The sequence below is a fragment of the Akkermansia sp. BCRC 18949 genome (assembly GCF_045011645.1).
Taxonomy (GTDB): Bacteria; Verrucomicrobiota; Verrucomicrobiia; order Verrucomicrobiales; family Akkermansiaceae; genus Akkermansia; species Akkermansia massiliensis.
The window spans coordinates 1,883,105-1,907,016 of record NZ_CP123619.1; the positions used below are offsets into that span (position 1 = coordinate 1,883,105).

General features: G+C 55.3%; 23 protein-coding genes, 2 tRNA genes, 1 other RNA gene and 1 pseudogene. 4 read left to right on the top strand and 23 right to left on the bottom strand.

The features are described from left to right. Positions 1-25: 25 nt before the first annotated feature. From P8A25_RS07880 to P8A25_RS07895, 4 genes are all read right to left on the bottom strand, one after another. Positions 26-637, bottom strand: a complete 612-nt coding sequence (locus P8A25_RS07880; protein WP_404838646.1) for a hypothetical protein — start codon at positions 635-637, stop codon at positions 26-28. Positions 638-658: 21 nt separating this feature from the next. Further along, a complete protein-coding gene (locus P8A25_RS07885; RefSeq protein WP_191230126.1) occupies positions 659-1,042 on the bottom strand; it encodes a hypothetical protein in 384 nt (127 codons plus the stop codon). After that, positions 1,039-1,380: a hypothetical protein gene (locus tag P8A25_RS07890; RefSeq protein WP_215832749.1), complete on the bottom strand. Its 342-nt coding sequence runs from the start codon at positions 1,378-1,380 to the stop codon at positions 1,039-1,041. The genes P8A25_RS07885 and P8A25_RS07890 overlap by 4 nt, the downstream gene beginning before the upstream one ends. Before the next feature lie 193 nt (positions 1,381-1,573). Continuing rightward, the gene (locus P8A25_RS07895; RefSeq protein WP_244060238.1) at positions 1,574-1,789 is read right to left on the bottom strand and encodes a hypothetical protein; all 216 of its coding nucleotides are present in this window, start codon (positions 1,787-1,789) and stop codon (positions 1,574-1,576) included. Positions 1,790-1,861: 72 nt separating this feature from the next. Here P8A25_RS07895 and P8A25_RS07900 point away from each other — a divergent pair, with 72 nt between their 5' ends. After that, positions 1,862-2,347 (top strand): super-infection exclusion protein B, encoded by a 486-nt coding sequence (locus tag P8A25_RS07900; protein WP_404838647.1) that lies wholly within the window; start codon positions 1,862-1,864, stop codon positions 2,345-2,347. An 11-nt stretch (positions 2,348-2,358) separates the two neighbouring features. Here P8A25_RS07900 and P8A25_RS07905 read toward each other — a convergent pair whose 3' ends face one another. From P8A25_RS07905 to P8A25_RS07930, 6 genes are all read right to left on the bottom strand, one after another. Then, a complete protein-coding gene (locus P8A25_RS07905) occupies positions 2,359-2,595 on the bottom strand; it encodes a ribbon-helix-helix domain-containing protein (protein ID WP_404838648.1) in 237 nt (78 codons plus the stop codon). Beyond that, positions 2,549-2,980: a hypothetical protein gene (locus P8A25_RS07910; RefSeq protein ID WP_146020903.1), complete on the bottom strand. Its 432-nt coding sequence runs from the start codon at positions 2,978-2,980 to the stop codon at positions 2,549-2,551. Before P8A25_RS07910 ends, P8A25_RS07905 begins: the two co-directional genes overlap by 47 nt. 327 nt (positions 2,981-3,307) lie before the next feature. Next, positions 3,308-3,883 (bottom strand): tyrosine-type recombinase/integrase, encoded by a 576-nt coding sequence (locus tag P8A25_RS07915; protein ID WP_404838649.1) that lies wholly within the window; start codon positions 3,881-3,883, stop codon positions 3,308-3,310. Next, positions 3,859-4,494: a phage integrase SAM-like domain-containing protein gene (locus P8A25_RS07920; protein ID WP_404838650.1), complete on the bottom strand. Its 636-nt coding sequence runs from the start codon at positions 4,492-4,494 to the stop codon at positions 3,859-3,861. Before P8A25_RS07920 ends, P8A25_RS07915 begins: the two co-directional genes overlap by 25 nt. Before the next feature lie 136 nt (positions 4,495-4,630). After that, positions 4,631-4,723 (bottom strand) — tRNA-Ser (locus P8A25_RS07925). A gap of 327 nt (positions 4,724-5,050) precedes the next feature. Beyond that, positions 5,051-7,201 (bottom strand): ATP-dependent DNA helicase RecQ, encoded by a 2,151-nt coding sequence (locus tag P8A25_RS07930; RefSeq protein ID WP_215443064.1) that lies wholly within the window; start codon positions 7,199-7,201, stop codon positions 5,051-5,053. A 214-nt stretch (positions 7,202-7,415) separates the two neighbouring features. Between P8A25_RS07930 and P8A25_RS07935 the strand changes: the two genes are divergently transcribed. Further along, positions 7,416-7,492: transfer RNA gene (locus P8A25_RS07935), tRNA-Arg, on the top strand. Between the two features lie 81 nt (positions 7,493-7,573). Further along, positions 7,574-7,933: a transfer-messenger RNA gene (ssrA, locus tag P8A25_RS07940) on the top strand. Between the two features lie 292 nt (positions 7,934-8,225). Here ssrA and P8A25_RS07945 read toward each other — a convergent pair. Then, entirely contained in the window at positions 8,226-9,587 is a 1,362-nt protein-coding gene (locus P8A25_RS07945) for a hypothetical protein (RefSeq protein WP_215443066.1), read from the bottom strand. 26 nt (positions 9,588-9,613) lie between these two features. On the opposite strand from P8A25_RS07945, the gene P8A25_RS07950 reads away from it, so the two are divergent. Continuing rightward, a complete protein-coding gene (locus P8A25_RS07950) occupies positions 9,614-9,784 on the top strand; it encodes a hypothetical protein (RefSeq protein WP_215443068.1) in 171 nt (56 codons plus the stop codon). A 431-nt stretch (positions 9,785-10,215) separates the two neighbouring features. Here P8A25_RS07950 and P8A25_RS07955 read toward each other — a convergent pair whose 3' ends face one another. The 12 genes and pseudogenes from P8A25_RS07955 to P8A25_RS08010 form a co-directional block, all read right to left on the bottom strand. Further along, the gene (locus tag P8A25_RS07955) at positions 10,216-12,180 is read right to left on the bottom strand and encodes an alpha-L-fucosidase (protein ID WP_215443070.1); all 1,965 of its coding nucleotides are present in this window, start codon (positions 12,178-12,180) and stop codon (positions 10,216-10,218) included. Positions 12,181-12,532: 352 nt separating this feature from the next. Then, positions 12,533-13,675, bottom strand: coding sequence for an acyltransferase (locus P8A25_RS07960; protein WP_404838651.1), 1,143 nt, complete (start codon positions 13,673-13,675; stop codon positions 12,533-12,535). A 14-nt stretch (positions 13,676-13,689) separates the two neighbouring features. Beyond that, positions 13,690-14,781 carry an adenylyltransferase/cytidyltransferase family protein gene (locus tag P8A25_RS07965; protein ID WP_102727472.1) on the bottom strand — a complete coding sequence of 364 codons (1,092 nt, stop codon included), beginning with the start codon at positions 14,779-14,781 and terminating at the stop codon, positions 13,690-13,692. A gap of 50 nt (positions 14,782-14,831) precedes the next feature. Continuing rightward, entirely contained in the window at positions 14,832-15,983 is a 1,152-nt protein-coding gene (locus P8A25_RS07970) for a WecB/TagA/CpsF family glycosyltransferase (RefSeq protein ID WP_215443074.1), read from the bottom strand. 2 nt (positions 15,984-15,985) lie between these two features. Beyond that, positions 15,986-17,224, bottom strand: a complete 1,239-nt coding sequence (locus P8A25_RS07975) for a glycosyltransferase family 4 protein (RefSeq protein WP_102721777.1) — start codon at positions 17,222-17,224, stop codon at positions 15,986-15,988. 61 nt (positions 17,225-17,285) lie between these two features. Next, positions 17,286-17,456, bottom strand: a pseudogene (locus P8A25_RS07980) (DapH/DapD/GlmU-related protein); the annotation flags it as partial. Between the two features lie 341 nt (positions 17,457-17,797). Next, positions 17,798-18,883 (bottom strand): glycosyltransferase family 4 protein, encoded by a 1,086-nt coding sequence (locus P8A25_RS07985; RefSeq protein ID WP_215443078.1) that lies wholly within the window; start codon positions 18,881-18,883, stop codon positions 17,798-17,800. A 27-nt stretch (positions 18,884-18,910) separates the two neighbouring features. After that, positions 18,911-19,771 carry a hypothetical protein gene (locus P8A25_RS07990; RefSeq protein WP_215443080.1) on the bottom strand — a complete coding sequence of 287 codons (861 nt, stop codon included), beginning with the start codon at positions 19,769-19,771 and terminating at the stop codon, positions 18,911-18,913. Then, positions 19,753-20,601, bottom strand: a complete 849-nt coding sequence (locus P8A25_RS07995; RefSeq protein WP_180972982.1) for a glycosyltransferase family 2 protein — start codon at positions 20,599-20,601, stop codon at positions 19,753-19,755. Before P8A25_RS07995 ends, P8A25_RS07990 begins: the two co-directional genes overlap by 19 nt. Further along, positions 20,598-21,926, bottom strand: a complete 1,329-nt coding sequence (locus P8A25_RS08000) for a hypothetical protein (protein ID WP_215443082.1) — start codon at positions 21,924-21,926, stop codon at positions 20,598-20,600. The genes P8A25_RS07995 and P8A25_RS08000 overlap by 4 nt, the downstream gene beginning before the upstream one ends. Next, positions 21,919-22,593, bottom strand: a complete 675-nt coding sequence (locus P8A25_RS08005; RefSeq protein WP_215443084.1) for an acyltransferase — start codon at positions 22,591-22,593, stop codon at positions 21,919-21,921. Before P8A25_RS08005 ends, P8A25_RS08000 begins: the two co-directional genes overlap by 8 nt. Then, positions 22,581-23,912, bottom strand: a complete 1,332-nt coding sequence (locus P8A25_RS08010) for a glycosyltransferase (RefSeq protein ID WP_215443086.1) — start codon at positions 23,910-23,912, stop codon at positions 22,581-22,583. The genes P8A25_RS08005 and P8A25_RS08010 overlap by 13 nt, the downstream gene beginning before the upstream one ends.

A 23,912-nucleotide genomic window follows, 5' to 3' on the forward strand; every position in this document is an offset into this window, starting at 1 on the left:
GGCGCTGACCCCGGCCAACTGCTTTTTAGGCATTCAGGGATTCGCGGTGCTTGCGGTTCAGTTCGTCGCAAAGCTCCAAGGCTTTCTCTAGGGCCTCTTCTCGTGTCACTTCGCGCCCGTCTCCGAAAGACACGCAGTGCATTCTCAAGACAATTTCAGAGTCTTTTTTAAACCAAACACCAAATGACTCGTCCTCTTCCTCAACGTAATAAGGCTGTTCCGCTTCAATTTCTTCAATCGGCTTGACAAGTTTGATACAAGCAACTGAAAGGTAATTGTTTCGGTTTAGTAAAACGCCATCAGGAAGGCTAACATCCCCTCCCGGAATCTCGTCTTCATGAAGTGCAATTTGGGTTCCAATTGCGTTATTTTCGGACAACTCCCGATTACCTCCACACCCGAAAAGTCTCCCGTGAAATCCGGTGATTCGCACCAAATCCCCCTTGCGGTATTTCCGCGCCGGGTCGTATTTCGCCTGGGCGGGCTCAAGAGCAGAAGGGTCAAAAAAGCCATCTTCCGTTTTGCCGTCATCACGGCGGATAGTGATTTTGATAGAGTTAAAATCCGTTCCGTCATCTTCACTGATCGTTCCCCGGATGATGACTTCTGTTCCGGGCTTGCATTCGTTTCTTTGCATGGTGTTTTTGTTCTATTGGGTTCAGTTAAAAAGTGTTTTGAGCAGGAGGAAAATTAAGAATAAAAATCCTCCTCCAGCGGCAATTACTCCACACCACAAAATCAGGTAAGCGAGGATTTTGGAGAGGAGGTCTTTTGATTGTGCGGCCTGGGTGTAGTTCCAACAGCGCTCCGCTTCGTCAGGGATGCCGTTGAGACGCTCCCGGGCGCACAGGCGACACAGATAGCGGGCGCAGAAGACGCCGTCCTGATGGTCCCCTACCAGGGACACCCACGAAGACGAGGCGTTCAGCGGTTCGGCGCACATGTAGCAGCGCGCCGTTTTGGCGGGGTGCGGGTTGTTGGTGAGTGTTTCCACCATGCCCTTGTAGGGCCCCCGGTCGATGATGTGTTGATGTGTGGTCATTGTTTTGATTGGTTGGAGAGAAAATCTCTGACTTCGCGCATGTTGAAGCGTGCTTCGCCCTTCCTGCCCCGTTGATTGTTCATAGGCGTCATCTTGGTAATTTTCCCAAGCCTCACCCCTTCCGACAAATAAGGAGTAATACCACTGACGGAGTAGTGGAACCGTTCGGCGCAGTCTTTTGCGCTTCCGAATTCATCTACCGGAACAAAATTATTCATTCCGACGCTTGACGCTTCAGCCGAGGAAGGAACCGGAGTGTCCGCCAATTCCCTCAGCACTCCGGACAGCACTTCCAAGGCATCCGCAAGGCTGGCTATCGTTTTTTCGTTCCCGTTCATGGCTTTGGTCAAAAGTCGTCGTTGTGTCCGTCAGGGTTGTCCGTCGTGGCATGGTCCCGTTCGTACCGCACCAGGGCGTTTTCGAGGGCCGCGGCTGCGGTTTCGTGTTCGTTCATCAGCCGTTCGGCATCTGCGTGACTCACAGCTACATCATCCACACGGATGCAGCGGTCTTCTTCGTCGTATTCGATGCTCATTTTCGCCCTCCTTTCTTCAAAAATTCTTGAGATCTTTTCTCAAGCCACGCCGTTACTTCGTCAAGTTTGTAACGCGGGTGTGTTCCTTTTCCTCCCAGCCCGCCGGAAAAATAAACACGGGGACAACCTTCCTTATTAAGTCGAACTAGAGAACCCTTGCTAATGTTCAGGGTCTTGCGTAGTTCCTCGCTGGTGATGTATGGTGTATTCATATGTTTTTTCTTGTTTGTCTTTGATGTAAACGCTATTGCCTCTACTTCCGTTTAAGCCTATTCTCTGTATCCATGATTTTTCCCCAATACTTGGCAGAATTGCTTAAATTCGCTTGCAATTATGCAGGCATAATCTTTTCCGCAGCAGGAGTTTATCTTTTCGCTCCTCAAAGCCTCCTTGAGGCCCTGCATATCAGCTATTCGACCCATGATTACCGCGATATTGCGTGGTTCGTGTTCCTTATTTCCGGCTGCGCCCTGCTGGAAAAGGTTTGGAACACTATCAAAACCTCTCGCTCCAAGGCAAAATCCCGTAAAAAGGTGATCAAGCGTCTCCATGCTCTCACTCAAAAAGAGAAAGACATTCTGCTTGGATATATCTTCTTCGATACTCGAACACAGAGATTTGATGATAGGGACGGCGTCGTAAATGGTCTGATAGAAGCCGGCGTTCTTATTCGACATTCCTTGTACGGAAGCATTGTGTCCGGGTTTGACGTCAACATCACAGATGTTGCCTGGGAGTATCTCAAAAAGAATCCCGACTTGCTGAGATAAGTAATCCATGATTATCGCTTGGCGGGTTCGGTTTTCTTTATAGGTGGTTCACCACCTATAGGTAAAAAAACTCCCTTCTTTTTGATTCTCTTTTTTATAGGTGGTTCACCACCCGCGAGTAAAAAAACTACTTGCCCGGAAACTGATCTTTGTTCTTTCCGCGCAATCAATTTTATTTGCTCAAATAAGTCAATAGGGAGGTTAATTGTTATTTGCTTTTTCTCGTATTTCTCGGGCGATGTTTTCATAATCTTCGGGTGTAAGGATTACGTTTTGAGTTTGTTGAACTAAATAAGCGGTAATGATTTCAGTCATCGTCATATTCAGTTCTTTTGCTCTCTTTTGAAATTTTCGGAAGAGGACGATGGGGATCCATACTGAAATCTGTTTTTTGTCTATCTTCCGTTGACTTGGCATGCGCTCAACATAATCGGTGGTTAACCACCAGTCAACACTATTTTTCATCTTTTTTACATTTTTTTCATCCAGCATCATCCCGGATCTCCTTCCTAATTTTTTTTCATCATTAGAATTAAGCGCGTAATGTAGATAAGTAGACACATCTACATTGATATGCACACCTAAGGAATCTTTGATCGCCGAACGAGGAAACGAGGAGATTGACGAGTTCATTTCTTCTTCTCATCCTTTTGAGTGATGTTTCGCAAGATCCTCTTTGTGGTTCGCCGGTAACCCTCCACAATGCCAAGGCCGAAACAAACGAACCCGAACATCACGGCCAGCAAGAAAAACACAAGCATCACGTTACCCGACATTGACGTAACCCTTTCTTGCTGATATTTTTTCTCCTAACACGCTAGCATTTAAAGCGTTATAATGCGGGGGGGGGGGGGGGTAGGAAATTCCTGTTTTTTCATGAGATTTGATGTCTTGTGACTCCGGTAAGACGTTGTGTCATCAATTATCCGTTCACGTGATGACAAATTCCTCCCGAGAGGATTACAAAACAATCTTGCTGGATATTTCCTCTATTGCATGCACGACATCCTGCGAGTCGGGCCGGAAATATACCCGTTCAATCTCTTCAGAGTCATGCCCTACAATAAAACGGCACAAGTCCGCCGGCACCCCTGCCAACCGCAAAATCGTCACCGCGGTCGCCCTCAGGCTGTGAAAGCTTTTTTCAGACAGCACGCGCTTGTCTCCCTTCCCTTTCCTTTCCCCGGCAGAAATGATGCCGTGTTTTTTCAGAAGTCCGGTAAACTCAAGAGAGAGCTTGCTGGACTTCCCGCCGCCTTGTGCGTGTTTCATGGCGGCCAAAGGGAACACAAATTCATTGATGGAATATCTCTCCCTCTCTTCCAAAATCTCTTTCAGCGGTCGGATGATGGGCTTGTTCATGCGCCGCTTGGTTTTTTGTGAGGTCATGGCAATCAGTCCACCGTCAAGGTTGACCTGCTCCCATCTGAGGGTGGCAATATCGCCCAAACGCTGGCCGCCCGTATAAAGGCATACCCGTATCATGTCCGGCCATTCACCCGGTAAAATTTCTACCAGCCTCTTGACTTCTTCCACGGTGAACGCGTTGCGCTCCTGTTTGTCGTCCTGCTTTTTTTCTTGTCCAGCCTGGCTCCCCTGAAAGGATTGGAGATGATCAATTCTTTTTCGACAGCCTGATTGAACGCGCAGGAAAGAGATTCGAGATACCTTGATACTGTACCGGATGACACGCGCTCCATTTCTGTCTCCGCAAACCGTCTCACGGTGTCTTTGTTGATGGAGGCTATGGCTTGCCCTCCATCATTCCCCAGGAACAAAATAAACTGCTTGATGGCCTTCCCGTCTCTTTCGTGTGCCTGAATCTTGCCGGATCGTGATTGCAGCCATTCATGGAGATACGCTCCAACGCTCACGGCCTTTCTGCCAAGGCTGGCCGCCTGAACATCTCCGCCAGCGATAGCTTTGAGCCGCTGCGAGTCAACAAAGCCGGTCTTGTGTCCATGCTCAAGCTCTTCGGCAATAAGGCGAGCCCTGGCCTCGTTTTGCGCTATGACCGCTCTTTTGTTTGCCCCGGGAGGAATAACCTTTGGAACCACGTCGATACGAGTGGTTTTCCTGACCTCTTTGCCGTCCAGCGTCTTGAAGACGGCCACCCATTTATTGCTTCTTTTGATAATTCCTGCCATATGAACTGTACAATTTTTAAAACTTGTACAGCCACTTGTACAGCAACCTTTCCGTTTTCTGTGGTAATGTAGCGTAATAAAAAAGCACGGAAACCTTGTAAAATCAGGCTTTCCGTGCTCTAGCGTAATAAAAAAGTGGCGGAGCGGGAGGGATTCGAACCCTCGGTACCGGTTTTGCCAGTACGTTCCTTTAGCAAAGGAGTGCTTTCAGCCTCTCAGCCACCGCTCCGTCTTGGGTAATGTGTGGAGAAGAAATTACACACTTCCCAAAATGAAGTCAATACATAAATAGTACAGGCAGGAATTACTCCAGGCAGGCATATTGGCAGGTCAGTTCCTTTTCTTCACCGGGTTTCAGCGCCACCTCCCACTGGAATTTCCCGTCCGGATTCAAGAGACGGACAAACGTCCTCCCAATATAAAATCAACCGGAAGCCGTTTTTCACCTGCAAATGTAACCCCGCAGGAACATTCAGCGGCCGGACCATGGGAAAACAAGGTCCATCAGTTCCCCCACGGCGGCGCGGACATGGTGCAAGCGGTCCGGAAAACCTTTTTAAACCTCGCAATGCTCTGCGATCACTTCCAGAAAATCATCCAGATACTTCGCGGCCTTCTGCTCCCCGATGCCGTGGACGTTCATGGCTCCCCGGCGGGTGGTGGGCTTCAGCCGCGCCAGCCCTTCCAGGGTGGAATTGTGGAATACGGCATAAGCCGGAATTCCGGCTTCACGGGCCAGCTCATTCCTGAGCTCCTTCAATTTCAAAAACAAATCTTCGTCAAACTCGCCCAGGGCGGCCAAATCCCCCGTGGCCCGCACCCTGGCCTGGCCCGTGGGAGCGGAAGCCTTTTCCCGGCGGGCAAAGGGCCAGAGCATGGACGCCTCCCTGCGCCCCATCATCACTTCATTCCCCTTCGGGCTCAGGGTAATCAGGGGGCGGTTCGCCTCTCCGCTCATTCTGGTCAACCCCGCCATTTGCATGGCGCGGAACAACTGGCGGATATCGTCCTCGCTCCAGCGGGAAAGAATGCCATACGTACTCAGACGGGCCAGGGAAGTTTTTAAAATCTCCTGGTTTTTCGCCCCCTTGAGCATCTGGATGATTTTCGTCCTGCCCCACCTTCCCTGCCAGGAACCGTCCGCCATGCGCACGGACGCGCGCGCAATCCCGCTCAGCGCCTGCCGGACAACCCTGGTTTCCTCCTCGCCCAACGATTGGCCTTCCTCCACCCCCAGCGTCAGGCACTGGTCGCAGCGGCCGCACGGGGCGCCATCCTCCTCCCCGAAGTAATTCAAAATCCACTGCTGGCGGCAGCCGGTGGAATAAGCGAACTCCGTTACCGCCTTCAGTTTTTCCCGGTCCCTTACCTCTTTTTCCCGCAGGGCCTGTGCGTCCAGAGGAATCTTCAAGCCGCTTACGGCGGGGTCCGTCACTCTGGTAAGCTTCACGCGCTGCCCCGGAACGTCATGGCGGCTGATCGCGCCATTGCGCATGAGAACGGACAGGGCGGCCCCTACCTGCATGGCATTCCGGCATTTGAGGCGTTCCCCCATCTCCTCCATGGACCACGCCACATCGTGGGTTTCCGCACTGCAATGCTTCCTTAACAACTCGTACAGTTCCACAATCAGCGGAACGCCCGGATTCACCCCCTCAATAAAAAACTCCTGGGTCCGCAAATCCGCGTGGTTGAACAAAAGCTCGCAATAGGCTTCATCCCCGTCGCGGCCGGCACGGCCAGCTTCCTGGTAATAGGCCTCCACACTGCCGGGAACCTCAAAATGGGCCACAAACCTGACGTCGGCACGGTCAATGCCCATGCCAAACGCATTCGTGGCAATGACGATGTCCGCATGGCGGTTCATGAAGGCGTTCTGAGCCTCTTCCCGCTGCTCATCCGTCATGCCCGCGTGGTAAGCCGTCACGTTCAGGCCAAGTTCGGAAAGAGCCTCATAGACCTGCTCCACCTTTTTGCGGGTGGAACAATAGATAATACCCGTCTTATGGCGCTTCACCAGCTCGTACAGCCTCTTGTACTTGTCCTTGTGCGTATCGCAAGCCGTAATGCGGAAATGCAGGTTTTCCCGCGCAAACCCCCGTACAATCGTCACCGGGTCGTCCAGCCTCAAATGTTCCAGAATATCCTCCCGCACGCGGGGAGTGGCCGTGGCGGTCAGAGCCGCTACCTGCGGGCGCCCCATCGCTTCAATAGCCCTGCCCAGCTTCAAATAATCCGGACGGAAATCATGCCCCCACTGGCTCAGGCAGTGAGCCTCATCCACGGCAACCATATTCACGTCCACCTCCGCCAGAGCACGCATGAACCCCTCATGGCCGAAACGCTCCGGAGCCACATACACCAGCTTGAACGCCCCGTCCTTCATGCCGGCCAGGCGTTCCCTTTGTTCAGGAAAGCTCAGGGAGCTGTTGATCATGGTGGCGGGAATCCCTCTGGCGGCAAGGGCGTCCACCTGGTCTTTCATCAGGGCGATCAACGGGCTGACCACCAGGCAGACCCCGTCCCGGCACAAGGCGGGAAGCTGGTAGCACAGGGATTTCCCTCCCCCGGTGGGCATCACCACCAGCACGTTGCGGCCTTCCATGATGGAAGCCACCACGCGGTCCTGCCCCTCCCTCAAACTGGAAAAGCCGAAGTACTCCTTCAATGCCTCCATCGGCGACCTGATCACCTTGAACTCGCTCATTTTCTCCGCTCAGTGTGCCACAGCCCATTCCGTGACGCAACGCCTTTCCCCTCTTTCTGCGCTCCGGAATCAACGGCCTGTCTTTGAAGGACTCCTCTCCCGGGAAGAGAAAAAATGAGATTTTTTTCTCAAATCATCTTACAAACATCTTGACTTTCCCGAAGAAAAACCTATATTTCTCTCACCGCTTACGCGGTACACGACGCAAGTCAAAGCGCCCGTAGCTCAATTGGATAGAGCGTCTGACTACGGATCAGAAGGTTTGGGGTTCGAATCCCTACGGGCGTGCCACTTGCATCACCACTGGTAAATAAAATAATTCCTGCCTGAACGCCATGGCGGGATTTTTTGTCTCTACCGGTAAATACATATGGGGGCGCCATGGTTTCGACTGGAAGTCTGAGGTGCTGGCTGCATGTGAAGGTTAATCGGCTGGCCTTCTAAAAAGCCGATTAAAAAAATAAATGCAGAGTCTAACGACCTTGCTCTGGCTGCCTAATTAGTTCAGCCGCGTCAGAACCTCAACGCCTGCTAGAGGGGACGACGAATATTCAGCAGGCTGGTGCAATGCGGGGTTGCCGCGCAACGCACGAGACTTCCACAGGCAACTAGCGAGCCTGCCTAGTTGGCGCATGACGAAGCGGCCGCGAAAGCAGCAATATGCGTCTGAACATGGAGATGCCGGCATCAACGGCCTTCAGGACACGGGTTCGACTCCCGTCGCCTCCACCATTTATTTTAATCGCAAGTGCTTGAAATACAGTACTTGCGATTTTTATTTATCCAAAACTTCAGTACAAACAGTAGTACATTATGACGGCTTTCAGAAACAATGTACTGCGGGTATAAAGAAGCCCTCTCCTGCGGTGGGCGGGAGAGGGCTTCGGTGAGAATGTTGTCCTGGGCGTAACGGTTAGTGTGAGTGTAGCCGTCCGCGTCCCGGTATACGGCTGTCATCGTGAACTTGTCCCACTCTCCGAGACATGGGAACTGTAGCTGTAACTATCTATCTGCAATCATGGTATCAGGCTTGGTCTTGAGTATCCGGATCAATAAAATCCTCTATCGTCTCGGACTTGATCGCGTTATACTCGATGGCCGAAAATCCATAATACGCAGGGTTATAACCGTCCATGTATCGCTGCATAATGCGCGGAGCGCCTATGTCCACAGTTGTGGCGTTTGTACTGTTGTAGATGTCCAGGTGGCATGCGTTAAATCCTACCGAGTTGTAGGTATGTATGCCCCGCACATTGGCGATGCGTATGCAGCAGCGATTATCGTAGCCGCCTGTCATTAGCCACAACGTCCCATAATTGTCAGTATCCCAGCCACCGTCACGGTACTGGTGATACACCAGCCCGCTGATGGATGCGGGCACGGCTGTGTTGCTGTCAAGGGGTAATAATGCCCTCGTAGTCTTGACAAACTTCCTCCCCGCTGAACGGGAGTAATAAATCTCTCTGACTCTGACCCAGTACCCTCTGGACTCAGAATCTCTTGTGTCAGATATAGTCACATCCAGCACCTCGCCAAAGTGCTCAGCGCTAGTGTGCACCCTAGTGTAATCGTCAACGTCTCTATCCGTCCTCACCGACACCTGTCCGTCACCCATGCCTAGCGTTATCTTGATAGTGGCTTTATAGGCTGACATCCGGACTGGCAGGGTAAATCCGCCAAATTTGCTGTAATTGGCGCGGCCTATAAGAGAGTGATCCAGGCCCATATTGACAGATGACGACTGTCTGGCCGGCACGGTAACCCTCATGAGCTGCCCCGACACCCGCTCCGTCACGGCAGCATTATTGGTGGTGGTAGTAATCGCGGCATCAAGGTAAATCTGCAGGTTGTATGTCTCGGCCACGGCGGCAAGCCCGGCAGCATGTATCCGGTTGACGGCCGCAGTATTAGTCGCGGCCCCCGCGGCAAGCGGGATGTTGATGCCTCCGTTAGCATTAACCGCATCGGAAAATGTTCCGCCCTGAGCCGTTAGTCCGCCGTCCAGCGTCATATTGCCCGCTTCATCTGTCAGTTTGTCCTGCTTGCCGTTCCACGTTTCACGTTCTTTCGCTGTTATGTGGACTACGGCATCATCCTTGTGCACATTGAAGGAAGACGCGTCGGCTTTTGCAGAAAGAGCGGCAGCATCCGCCTTGGCGTTCCACGCGGCGCGTTCGTCTTCCGTCACATGGATAGCCTTGTTCCCGGTATGCTCGTCAAGGTCTTCCTGGGTGGCAATTAGAATCCCCTTGGCCTTGACCGTGGTTTGATTATTCCATGCAGTACGCTCTTCCTCTGTAACATGGGCAGTTCCATTCTCCACATGTTCATTCAGTTCATTCAGAGAAGCTATGAGGGTTCCGTTGATAGAAGTAATTTTATTCATGATTATTTCTTATTGTTTGTTGCGAAGTGGCTGAACAACGCCACTGCCATCCCGTCCACCATCGTGAACTCCGAAAATTCTGGCTGGTGAAAAACCCGCGCCCTTCCTGGGCGGTGGCTGCTTCCACGGTCAGAGCAACCGCATCCCTGGATTCCAGAGATATTTCCCTTTCCTCCAAAGGCGAGCTGATGATCTGATCCAGCCGCACCCGGACGTGAAGCTCCTTCCATTCATCGGATAAAACGGCAACGTGTGCTACCACTTCGTTGAAAGTTTCTACCTGTTCCTGGAAAATATCATCCTGTGAAAAGCGTCGAGACTGAACGAAGCCGTTCCTGTCCGGGAATACGGCCGTCAGGATAATCTTCCTATAGAAATTGAAGTGTCCCTTCCCCTACCTTCAACGCGCCACGATTGCAGAGCCGGCGGATATGTTAGCCGTTAATGCAAGCATGGTAAGCGGAAAAACATTTGGGGCGCTTCCTTTTTACATGGGCCGCCTGGTTGCTTCATGGAGAAACCTAGCATCCTTCTTCCTGTTGAAGCACACCGGAGCAAGAACCAAATTTCCATTTGCCTGGTTTCCCTTTCCCTCTTTTTCCTCGTAGAAAGGCCCTTATAGGCCATGTTAAAGCAAATCCAACTCGGCAACAGCCGCTTTACGTGCTCCGTCGGCACCCTTTTTAGCGCTGAATTTGACGAATCTAGCTTCAACGGGAACAAAATTGACCTCCTGTTCCACCGGGTTGTTGACGATATTGCCGAAACGGCCGGAAGCCACCGGCTTTCCCCATGTTTTGCCATCCCTGCTGAGACGGATATCATACATTTCAATATGGCCCGGGCCGCCTTCCATCACAGGCGTATAAATCAACCCGGCAATTTTCTGCACTTTTCCCGTATCAATAATAATGTCGCATCCCTGGGGGGGCAGGCCAATTTCCACATAAGTATCCGTTTTTCCGTCTTTCAGCCGCTCCAACTGGGCTGTGGGAAGGTTTTTCCCGGCAACGGTTATTTTCCATGTCTTCCTGTCCAGTTTCCGGACGGCCTCCAGGTTGTCCTCCGTTGAGAAAGGAGCCAGGTAATACAACGAGAAATTGCTGAATGAAATGGATTTGCGGGAATCCAGAAAGCGTATCCTCAATTGATCAGCCTTCACCGCCTTCGGCAGCCTGATCATTTTACAAAATCCGATGGTGGTACTTTCAGCCAAGGGTTTCCATTGGCCGTCCAGCCACGCATCCACGGCAAAGCGCTCCACACGCTGGCCGTAGTCACGGACATTTTCCTGAAGCTTGATGACGTTGAATTCTTTCTTTCCGGGCAACTGGATTTCAACCTCCGCCCGGGTTGTGCCATCGGCAGTGGCCCAGCCTGTAAAAGGGTTGTTGTCAAACAAGAGTCCGGAGTCCGGATTTCCGGACCACCCGGAAAGGGCTTTCGCCCGCGCGCCTTTGGCCAAGTCGTTTTTTTTCATCTTTTCAATCACCCGTCCGAATTGAATCATCCTCCTGGCGTCCGCTTCCGGAATGATTCCTTCCTTATTGGGAGAGAGGTTGGGAAGAACATTGGAGTTTTGCCCGACCGTTGAAAAATAACAGTCCACCAGGTAATCAAGGGACTTGATGGATTTGTCGTCGCGCTCATGGTAAAACCAGCCTTTGCGGATGGGAAGGCCTGCCCGTGAAGGGTACCAGACGAGCTGCTTTTTCCCCGCCAGGCTGTCAATGGAACCCAGATTCCTGTCTTTAGCCCGAATCCCCACATTATTTCCGCCAAACAGGCGTGACGAAGCCGTAACCCCCTGGACGCACCATTCCGTTTCCCGCCCGCGCCCCATCTCGTTCCCGCCCCACCGAACATCGGGAGCCGCCCCGGAAAGAAGAACTTCCGGCTGCAATTCCCTGGCCTTTTTAAAGATCCTCTCCCAGTCGAAGGGAGTCTGTTTCCCATTGACTTTGCTCTCCACCCCGGCGCCGTCAAACCATAAAAGATAAACCGGGCCGTAATTGGTCAGCAGCTCTTCCAGTTGCTTGACGTAGAAATCATTGTACTTTTCCGTCCCAAAGCTTTTTTCATGCATGTCCCACGGGGAAAGGTAGATGCAGAATTTCATGCCCAGTTCCCGGCAGGCCGCGGAGACTTCCCGGACCAGGTCTCCTTTTCCTCCCTTGTAGGGAGAACGGGAAATGTTGTGATCCGTCCATTTGGTGGGCCACATGCAGAATCCGTCATGATGCTTCGCTACAAAGATCACTCCCGTTACACCGGCATCCTTGAACGTTTTTACCCAGGAACGGGCGTCCAGCCGGGAAGGATTGAAAATTGCAGGCTCCTCCTTTCCGGTTCCCCATTCCGCTCCGGTAAACGTGTTCATGCCGAAATGGATAAAACCCAGCATTTCCCGCTGCTGGTAATCCAGTTGCCGGCCGGAGGGCCTTACCTTGACCGCCATCTCCACCAGCACTCCGCGGGAAGCCTGTTCCGGAACCATGACGGACACGCCTTCCTTTCCTTTTCCACACGCGACAGCCGGGTACCCCAGCAAACCACAGAGCAACAGGGCGCGAAGTTGAATAAAGGCAGTCATTTTTTTAAATCAATAAGGGGTATTTTTTAGCCGTATATTGATAATACTCTGTTAACAATAATATTCTTTCATCTCCCTCCGGGCCATTCCATCATCCGGGCTGAAATGGGCATGTCTTCTGGCATCCAGACGGCGGCGGTTCCGCACGGGGTTGCCGTCAAAGATTGCCCGGGAACGTGCAGGCCTCAGTACGTCATTTGACGAATGCCGGAGGCCCTTCGGAATTGGAATCTCAAATTGCCGTTCGAATAAAAACTCCACTCTGAATGAAGCCATGAAGCGAGCCGCCAGAAAAGGTTTGTCCATTAGAAGAAGGGATATTGAGCGCGGCAAAGGAGAAATGGGAAGACCTCTAAAGAGGGGGCTCATTGATGGAAGCAGACTGGGAAAAGGCGGCGGCAACTATCTCCTTTTCCTGCCCGTCAGTCACCGGCTTTTTCCGCTTTTGGGCAAAGATCAGGTATTCCCAGCCGGGGTAATGCCGGACCACCTGCCGATGAAGAAAGAATGCTCCCGCAAATACCAGGACCGCAGCAACCAGGTCAGAAGGGATTCCCTCAGGCAGGATTCTTGACAGGAGCGGCATCAACCAGGGAAGGATCAGGCAATGGACGGCATAAATGAAGAAAAAGAGGGGAGCGCATGCCTGAGCGATTTTACGAAAGAACTTCTTTTCCGCCAGCAGAACGCACAGGGAGCCCAGCCCCAGAATCCCTGGAATCCAGCAGGGGATGGTGTGCAGGGTTTCCGTGGAGATGACGCCGCCATGGTTCATCCACGCTATTGCCGCCCACGCGGGAAGGGAAAAGTAACTTATTTTTTTCAGGAACAGCTTAATCTCTCCCAGCGTCAGGGAGGAAAGGCAGAACCCCAGCATGAAAAAGGCCAGGGAGTCCGCCCACGGAACCCGGGGAGGGTCGGAAAACAGCGCGTTGATCTCCGGAAACAGCACCACGGAGAAGAGAACGGCTATCGTCGCGGGAATCAGCAGCTTCCTTTTTCCGAGGGCAAATAAAAGCGGAGAGAGCAGGCTCAGCGCCATCACGTATTTCAGGAACCACAGGGGGCCGTCGTAGGGGAAGGTGGTTCCCACTCCCGTCAGCTTCCAGGGCAGGCTGCTCCAGTCCCACGTGCTTGAATGGCCCAGGCTTAAATAAATCCAATGTCTGAAGAACGCTTCCAGAAAAGCCGCGCCGTTCCATGCCAGATAAAATAAAACGTACCTGCACGGGGAATGGCGCCAGTCGAACATTTTCCTGCGTCCCACAAAGTAGGCCGCCGCCATGAACAGAAAAGGCACCCGCTGGAAGAAGAGAGGGAATTCCGCCCCGTTTCCCCCAGCATGAAAAAGGACGATGAAGAACAGGCCAACCACCCTGCCCAGGTCAAGCCAGCATTCCCTCGGCGGCGTCCCGGGAACGGCCCCCGGACGGGCAGCCTGCGCCTTTTCCGGCTCCATGTCCGGAGAGTATTCTTCAACCATGGACATTTTCATTCCGGCAAAAAGAATCAGAAAGGGCTTTTGCAATACGGCTCCACAGCCCTCATGCCGTCATGAAGACGCACCGCCCCGTCCCTGTCCTCCCGGGAAGCGAACAGGTACAGGGCATATCCGCCGAACCCGCCTCCCAGGTATTTCTTCGCCAGCTCCTCCCCCAGTGCTGGAAGGGGGGCCATCCCCTCCTGGAGCTGCACGCTATGGTACAGCGCCACTCCGGCAGCCAGTTCATGAATGCTGCGCTCCATCACTCCGGCGCGGGCAATCAGGGAAGACTGGGCGATGCGGGCATAGTCCCTGCACCCGTCAGCCATTCCCGGCGTATCATGGTCATGCCCGGTGTGGAAGACCGCCATTTTCCCGGCCAGAAAGTCACCGGTGCTCTTGATGTCCAGCACGGGAACGGCGCCGGAACGCCAGACGCACAGCCCCGTTTCCGCAATCACGGCCGGATCCTGCCAGCCAACCCCCAGGGCAAGTTCCGACTGGACGGGGTCCCGGCCCTGCAGCATGGCCCAGGCTCCGCTGCCTCCCAGTCCGGACCGGAGTTCATAGGGCCAGTGGTCCAGGGATACAAACGGACTGATGGCGCAGTTGACAATGTACGCCCCCTGCCGCGCATGCCTGGGAACGTCCAGCCAGCCCCCCGCAAAGTCCACGCGCAGGGGAACGCTAAGCGGGGCCTTGATTCTGTTCACCAGCTGGGTGGTGGAAATCTGTTCGGAACAGGGAGGCGTTTTGGGAAGCACCACATACCGCGCTCCAATTCTTGCGCACAGTTCCCTTTTAAGGTCGCCGTAACAGTCATCTTCCGTAACAGCCAGGATATCGGGCCGTTCTTTCAGGAAAACGTGTTCAAAATCCATTCCCGGCTCCAGATGTTCTCCGCAGACCACCTTGTCCACCATGCACAGGCTTTCCAGAATCACTTTTTTATGGTCGTCCGGGATGGATGGTTTTCTGCGCTTGCTTTTCCAGAGCACCTGCCCGGAGGCGAAGGAGACGATGAGGAAATCTCCCAGCGAACGCGCTTCACGGAAGAACTGGATATGCCCGGCATGAATGATGTCGTAAAAACCGGAGACGAATATTTTGGTAGCCATCGTTGAAATGTATTAAGGTGTGGATGTTGCTATATGGAGAGGGGTAAGCATTAAACCGGAGCGGCGGGAACCGGTGCATGGGAGGAACCGGCCTCCCATTCCAGAGCTATTGTTTCCAATTCCCGGTTCCCTTCCACATAGTCCTCAAAGAGAACCGGATATTGCGGCAGAAGCAGCGGGAGGTCCTCCGGAACGTTAATTTGATGCCGTCTTCCCAGTTTTTTCCTTACCAGGGACTGGAGTTCGCAAAAAGCCATCGGCACCAGGCTGGCGTTGAAGGGCAGGTTCCAGAACCTCGCATCGTCGCTGACAATGATGAATTTCCTGCCTTCTTCCCTGCCCCAGTCAGCCAGCAGGTCATCCATGTTGCCGGGAAGCCGGCCGAAACATGAAACCAGCGTACAGGGAAGAGGGGGCGCTTTTCTTTCCCTTCCGGAGGCGGCAGCCGGCCTGGCCGCCTTTTGCCGTTGTTTTTCACGGATAAAAATCCAGGGCAGGACAGAGATTATTTTCCAGCAGCGTTTCATTTGCTTGCGGGGTTCATTAAAAATGCGGTAGAGAAATTCCAGCCTGCAGTCCACCATCCAGGCAGGGGCCCTTCTGATATGCCGCCCGGAGGCGAAGTTAAAGACGGCGCCCACGGCCACCATAACCCCCCGTTGAAGATGGGGGCACAGCCTGTTCATGAATATTTCCTGCTTGGGAGCGCCCAGGGAAACCCAGACGATGTCCGGCAGGTATTCATTGATTCTCCCGGCAATAGCCGCGTAGTCAAATTCATCCACAGGGCAGAACGGCAATTCCTCAAAAGGCATGTGCTTCACGCGGGGATCTTCCCGTTCCAGGGTCCGGCGAAGGGCATCCAGCGTCTCGCGGTTTCCTCCCAGGAACATCATTCTGTATTTTTTCATGCCGATGGCGTCGCTGAAAATCTGGGCGCCGCAGTATTGGGGCCTGTCCGCATGCAGCAGCCATTTCAGGTAGACGGGCACCCAGCCGCTGTCGCAAATGGTCAGGAGCGCTCCATTCAGCACATTCCTGTATTCCCGGTTGCGCTGTACCTCGGAAAGTACATGGCCGTCCGCCACGCAGATGTATCCGGCGCCCCCGGAACGGAGCACTTCGTCCATGCGCCGGAAAACGCGTTCACGGTCAAATTCGTATCTGATGTTGAAATAGGTCTCCATACGGTTTTCACTCATGGTCAATGTTGACGGGCCTTCAAAACTTCGCGGTAAATGCCGGCCATCCTTTCCGCCTTGCGGTTCCAGTCCAGTTCCCTCTGCCTGGTGTAAAACGCTTCATCCATATCCCGCAGGACCTCCCTGTGATGGAAAAAGAAACGGATGCGTTCCGCAAAGTCCCGGGCGGACCGTCCGGGACGGGTCAGGGGTATCTTGCATCCCACGGTTTCATCCACGATGGTTCCCATGCCGCAGGTATCAAAGCAGAGCACGGGCAGGCGGTTCATCAGGGCTTCCACAAGCACGGTTGAGGTTGCTTCCATGATGCTGGTAAAGAAAAAGAGGTCGCTTTCCCGCATGAGTGATTGAACCTTTTCATTGGAGACTGTGCCGTGCCACACGCATTGCCCCGCCACGCCCAGCCGTTCCGCAAGGTTCCGGTAGCCCCGCCCCCTCTCCCCTCCCCCGCAGATATGCAGCTTCAGCTCCGGCAAATCCCGGAGATGGGTGAGGGTTTGTAATGCCAGGGCCAACTGCTTGCTGGGTATCATGCGGCCTGCCCACAGCAGCCTGAATTGTCCGCCGTCCGTTGCCCTCCGCACTTTCTCCTTCGGCGCGGCGCAGCCGGTTTCGCTCATCAGCAGCGCTTCCCGGCGATGGTACCGTTCCATTTTCTCCCGCACTCCCTGAACGGAAGCCAGCACGGCGTCAGCGCGCTTCATGGCTTTCCGCACCCTGGGCTGGAACCTGGCCTGCACGGTATTGATCACGTTTTTCAATGCCGTCTTCCCCACCTGCCCCCAGCCGCTTTCCCGCAAGTAGGCCACCGGCGTATTTTCCATTCCCCCCACCGGTCCCCATATGTAGGGAATTCCCCCGATTTTCCACAGCATCCCCGGCTCCCGGAAGCCTATCATGTTCAACTGGTGAATGACGTCTATGCGGTTTTCCGCCATGATGCGCCGCGCCAGCGCAAGCGCCCGTTCCTGCCATTTTTTGTAATGGCGGTAAAAACGCCAGTCCCCCTGGTCCCAGCACATCCGGCGAATTTTTTCCGGTACGGGAAGATAATGGAACACGATGTTGCCGGCCTGGGGAAGGCGGGCGAGCTCCCGTTCTATGTTTTCCCTCCATTCCCCCTCCGTAATCACATGCACCTTGCAGTGCATGGCCAGGTGGATGACCCAGTTCCACCCCATGCCGGGTTCGCTGCCCCAGTCCGGGTTGACGGCATAAGCGTTAATCAGGATTTGCATCATGGCTTGTCTATTTGATGGAATTAAGGTAGTTCCGGTGCCTTTCCTCCTCTTCCGGGGCGGCAAAGCGGCGGCGGATGACCCGGGCAGGATTGCCGCCCACCACGGTCATGGGCGGCACGTCTCCGGTCACGACGGCGCCTGCCGCTACAATGGCCCCGTCCCCTACGCAAACGCCTCCCAGGATGACGGCGCCGTGCCCAATCCACACGTCGCTGCCGATGACCGTCATGCCGTCCTCCCAGTTCCGGGGGGAATCCCAGATGGCGCAACCGGGCCTGTTAAAGGAATGGTCCCTTCTTCCGATGAATGAAACGCGGGCGGCGCACAACACGCTGTTCCCAAAACGTATATCGCAGGAGACATGGCAGTATGGCCCCAACTGCACCCTGTTCCCGAAAATGATCCGTTTGTGCGGGGAATTCAGATGCACATGCCTTCCTATCCTGGTCATTCCCTCCACGGTGACCCAGCGTTGAAGAAGGCGGAACCGTATGAAACTGCGCACTCCGTTAGCCAGGGAACGCAGAAACAGGATGGGCCGGGACCTGCCCGGGGCGGCATTGGCGGAAGCATTCATCGTACAATATGTTCCATGAGATGGTTGACGTATTCCCGGAATCCCGCAGGCATCAGGCATTCTTTCAGGCGCGGAGGGGACGGACTGCCGCCGCGGTCCAGGCAGGTTTTCCGGAGAAGAGAGGCCAGCCCCTTTTCATCTTCCGGATCGAACAATTCCCCATTCCAGCCCCGGCGGACCAGGCAGGCGGAGCCGCAGCGCCCGGAAACCAGGCAGAAACACCCGGCAGCCAGGGCATCATTGACAACCGCCCCAAACGGTTCCACCAGGCTGGGAAGAACAAAGACGTCGGCCAGATTGTACCAGGCCGCCAGGCGTTCGCCTTCCAGCCAGCCGGTAAAAATGGCGCTGACTTTCAGCCGGACGGCCAGATCCTGCAAGGCCGTGCCCAGGCTTCCCGACCCCGCAATCACCAGAACGGCGTCCTCCGGAAGGGCCGCGGCCGCCCTGACCAGGCATTCCAGATTCTTCTCCGGGGCCAGGCGCCCCACATACAGGACCACCCGTTTTCCGTGCAGGCCGTATTCCCGCTGCATGGAATGGCTCATGGAAAGCGTTTCCCGGCATTGTTCCCGGAATGCCCGTTCATCCCTGACAATCGGAAAAAAGACGCCCTTTCCATAATGTTCCCGGTACCAGCGGCATGCCTCCCTGTCCGGGAGAATCACATCGTCCATCACCGGCATCGCCGCCTTCCGCGCCAGCGCATGCATGCGGGACAATTCATTTCCGCGGATCATGTCCATGCTGTCATCGCAAATGCTGACGATTTTGAATTTCCAGCGGCAAACCGCGCGCAGCAGGCATACCTCCAGAGCCAGAATGGAAAACTCCGGAACGATCACCAGATCGGGCCGTCCGTGCCGCAGAACGCGCGCAAGGCCGGAGGGGATGCGCCTCCCCGCCACGCGAACATGGTTCAGGTAGCGGGGGCGGAACGCGCAGCGGGCTTCCATTTCCGGCCTGTTGTAGTGGTGGTCCGGAGAATTTTCATATTCAAAAAATACCTCCATCTCTCCAATCCGGGCCAGCGCATTGAAAAAATCAATGCGGTAAGGCGCCAGGTATTGATGAAAGACCATAAGTTTCCGTTTGTTGCCGTTCATGGTTCAGTGCCTTTTCCTGTAATATTGCCACGCTTGCCTGAAGAAGCCGGAAACCGTCTTCCGGACGCCCGCATACCGCAGGGAAAACCGCAAGGGCCGTTGAATTGCGCCGCACAGCTCCAGCAGCTCCTCATCGGAGCACAGGAAAAGGCGGCTTAAACAGCATTTGAGGAAGGGGATTCCGTGGCGGCGGGAATGAAAGGGGATGACGTGCACTCCCCGGCAGCCGCCCAGAAGCTCCCTTTGCCTGCGGTCAATGGGAGAAAACAGGGAGTGGAAATAATAAACGGGGGTCTCCGCATGCAGAAAAGGGGCCAGGCGGTAAAAAGGCGCCCGTTCCGGGTCGTTCCCGTACCGTACCAAGAGGGGATTGATTCTGGCGGCGTCTTCCATTTCCGTTTCCGGCGCAAGGTCAAAATAGCCGTTGAAGGAGAAAACGCGCTCCGCATGCAGCAGGGAGCCGAAGAGAACGGCGGCATAGCCTCCCGAGGAACTGCCCACCATCGTTACCCGGCAGCCTTTCGTCTCGTTTTCAAGCCACTTCAGCACCTTTTCCGGAGAATTCAGGCGGCTGTTGATGCCGCCCAGGTACCATTGCTTGAAAACGTCCCGGATGAAGATGTGCCTTCCGCAGCCCGGAACCCTGGTTCCGAACCATTCAAACGTATTCCGCAGGGTGACCCGTTCATGGAACCGGGCGCGGTTGTTGGGAAAATACAGGTCGTTGCTGCTGAAATAAACGGCGCACCGCGAATCATCCCCCTCCGGAGAACGCTCCATGAGGTAATTGTCGCGGGTCCTGTACGTCTCCAGCACCTCTTCGTCATCCGTCTGGAAAACCCAGTCTATTTCGTTGCTGTCCATAAGAAGGGGAAAAAAACTCGTACATGCATGCAGATCATGGCCTTGCACGCGGCCAGCAGGCCGTCGTGCCTGCGGACGTAATGGAAATAGTACCTGGGCTGGGCATTCCCCAGCGGGGAATACAAATTGCGGATCCTCCCTGCCAGGGGCACCTTCCGGTCCGTCCAGGCAACGGCCTTGTCATGCCGTTCGCAAGTCCCCAGGCAGGCGGGGGCCACCCGCAGCTTTATTCCGCGTTCGCGCGCCGTACGGGAATAATCGTAATCCCCCAGCGCGTGCAGGTAGAACCCGTCCAGAATGCCTATGCGCTCCACCACCCGCCGCGGCACCCACAGAATGTTCCCGTGGCATAATTCGCACTCCCTCAGGGTTCCATCCGGAATAACGGGCTTCCCGCCCGCCGTGCCTCCATAAGTCCAGTCATCCGTGCCGGGATGGCAGGTGGAGCCGCAGATGACGGCGGCGTGTTCCATCCGGAGGGAGGCTTCCAATAGATGGCTTACGGCAAACGGATGAAGCACGGTATCATCATTCAGCCACAGGTAGAAATCCGCATCCTTCTTCAGGGCGTCCTCCCATGCCGTCCTCATTCCCCGGTTCCAGAACAGGGTTCCGTCCCCCGTGATGACGGAAACGGAGGGGTAAGCCTGCCGCACGGCGTCTCCGGTGCCGTCGGAGGAACCGTCATCCACCAAATGCACGGAGACGTCCAGCTCCGCTTCCGGCAGTGCGGAGAACAGGGCGGCAAGGGAGCGGAGCGTTTTTTCCCTGCGGTTGTGGCACGTCATCAGGACCGCAAGTTTTTTTCCGGAGGCAGCGTCAGTTTTCATGGAATGCGTATGGAGGGGAAAGGGTTGGAGGAACGGCGGCGGAAGATGCTTTCCACCCATTCGTGAAGCTCGCCGTCCGTCATGGCCCGGAAGCGGCTGGAATAGCACATGGCGATCATCATCCACAGGGAGATGTTCATGATATCCAGATTGAAGTTGGTATCCTCCAGCCATCCCCAGAGCCAGCGGAAGGCCACGAACACTCCCAGCAATTTCATCCAGCGGTTGTTGGAGCGGTAAATGGCCAGATAGGAGGCCTGCCAGTAAAATCCCGTGTAAAGGAAGAGCCCAACCACCCCCGTCCAGGCGAAAATATTGAGGAGGACGGGTTCGCACCAGGCGCGGCGCTTCTGGTCATGGTAGGACTGGCGCTCATCACTGGACATCTGGAAACTGGTTTCATACCCCTGCGCCGGGGTGCGCCCCAGCAAAATGCAGCCGTCCTTCAGGGAGGAAGAAGCCACCTCTTCAAAGACGATGCTGCGGGAATCCGCCAGCAGGTCGTCCTCCACGGAACTTCCCGGCGCTCCGGCGTAGGAGCCGACGTCCAGGACATTGAAGACGCCGCCCAGCCCGAGGGCGAGAAAGAGGGAGGGAATTAAAAACAGGGCGTGCCGCATCATCCTGTAAAAGCAGTCCTTGAGCAAATCCCTGCCGCAATAGACGGCCAGCAGGGACAGAGCCACCAGCGCCTTTAAAATCTGGCTCCTGGCTCCCATGCTGACGCACACCATCAGGCATGCCATGACCAGCACCACCAGCTTCCATTTCCGGGGCAGCAGGGGCAGCCACGGCACCAGCATCAGCAGGGGATTCAGCAGGGAGGCGTAAAAGTCCGGATTAAGGGTGAACATGAACAGGAAAAAAACGGGGATGAACACCTTGAACCAGACGGACAGGACCTGCCGCGTCACCTCCGGCAGGCTGAACACGTAAACCAGCACGGGAATGAAAAGCGTGGGGGCATTCGTCACCAGAGCCCGCGCGGACCAGTAGCCGTCCACGGCGAAGACGCCCCGCAGGCAGCAAATGAATACCCACAGGAAATAAATGGAAAAGAGGGGATAGACGGGGGCGTCCTCCCTCCGGAAATACTTCCGCATGATGACGAAGGACACCGCCAGCAGGAGGACGGAGGAAAGGGAAATGGCCTGTTCCGTACAAATCGGGTGAAGGACGGCGGCGGACGAGTACATGGACAACATGATCATGGCCTTCACCAGGATGATGAAGGGGAGCACTACCCGGATGCTTGAAGGAAGGCGGGATTTCCCATCAAGGGGCGGCCTTTCATTCGCCTGACATGAAAGGGCCGTATTACGCATGCGCGCTCCTTTCCATCACCGGAGAAGCTTTCCCCTCCTCCGCACGGCGGATGCGGCGCGCCGGATTTCCCGCCCATACCTCATTGGAAGGGATGGAACGCGTTACCACGGAACGGGCTCCCACGACGGCGTTGTCCCCGATGGAAACGCCTTTCAAAATGAAGGTTCCGGCACCCAGGAAGACGTTGTTCCCAATCCTGACGGGAGCGGACCGGCGCAGAAGCCTGTCCTCCGCTCCCCGCCTGGCTTCCGGGTCCAACGCGTGGAAATCCGTATCCATGATGTGGACTCCGAATCCGGCCTTTACATCGTCTCCGATCGTCACCGACTGCGTGCAGATAATCACGGTATTGCTGATGCCCACCCGGTTGCCGATGCGCAGCACGCCGTCCCGGTCCACGGAAATCAGGCAGCGCTGGGAGGAACGGGAGACGCCGTGGGAGCCGTTCCGCATGGTAAATTCCCTTCCTATGCGGCACGGCACGGATCGGCGGCGGCTTCCCCTGGATATCCTGACGTCCGGAATGCCGAACGAACAGAGGCCGGGGCCGTAAACCGCATTGCCGGCATACAGGAGCCACCTGGCATACCAATTGTGAAGGGGATGCAGGCAGACGGCCCAGCAGCGGAGCACGGCTTTCCTGGCAAGATAAATCAATTGCTGCATGCGGCCCCCTCCCTTCCCTTTCCTTCATGTTCCTCCGTCCCGTTCCCGGCCTCTCCGGCGATGCTCCCGTAAATGCGCTTCAGTTGTTCCGCATTCGCGGAACGGTCATGGCGCTCCAGAGAGGCCTGCCTTCCGCGGAAGGAAAGACGCCTGCACAAATCCATGTCCCCGAACAGGCGGCACACCAGCATGGCCAGCATTTCCGTCTCTTCAAACCGGTACAGGAAACCCGTTTCCCCGTCGGACACGGAATCCATCATCCCCCCGGCATAGGACGCGATGCAGGGAGTGCCCACCATCTGGGCTTCCCCCAGTGAATTGGACTCATTTTCAATCATGGAGGGGCAAACGAAGACATGCGCCTTCCGGAATTGGCTGCCCATCTGCTCCGCGTCCAGACGTCCCAGCCAGCGGAAACGGTCCCGGACTCCCAGCCGTTCCATCAGGTTTCCCAAATAACGGGCGTAGCCGTTCCTGCGCCACGCAGGGACTGACAGGATGTCCGGTCCGACCACCTTCACCCTGGCGTCAGGATAATGCCGCAAGACCAGGGGAAGAGCCTCCACCACCTTGTGGAATCCTTTCAGGGGGTAGTGGGACTGGCTGAGAAAAATCGTATGCTTTTCGCACGCTCCGGCATCCCATTCATGACGGTAAAAGGGTTCCCTGAGCGTGGGCTGGAGAACATGGTACCGCGCCGCGGGGTTCATGGCCCATGCGTGGGAACGGTCCCAGGCGGTACATCCGATTACATGGCGCACCTTGCCGAACAGCTCCCGTTCGTATCTTCCGCGCGCCTTGATCTTCCGCTGCTGGGCAAAAAGCGTGTCGCGGCGCAGCAGATCGCGGAAGGTAACGGATTTCACGAGTTCCCGGGCAGGAATGCCGCCCATATAGAACCCGGCGCAGACGGAAGACAGCCCCTGGATGGAAACGGCCGTGCGTTCCGCCCCGCAGGCCTGCACCCAGGCCAGGGAGTGCGGGTATTCGGAACCGCGGATATGGACCACGTCCGGGCTGAATATATCCCTGATTTCCCGGAAACAGGGTTCCAGTTCCTTCCTGTAAACCCCCATGTCCGCAGGGGCGGGAACCAGGTAATAGGTCATGGCCTCCCCGTCCAGGCGGCGCAGGGTGCGCCCCGGGTAAAACATGACGGCGGCCAGCTTTAAATCCGGGGCGGCTTTCATCAGCTCCTGCGCTCCCGCGTACATCCAGCCTCCCAGAACCGGTTCCGGAAGCCCAAGCATCCGGCACGGTTCGGGAAACAGGATATTGGACAGCCAGAGCACGTTCATCCCTTTTTCCGGAGCGTTCAT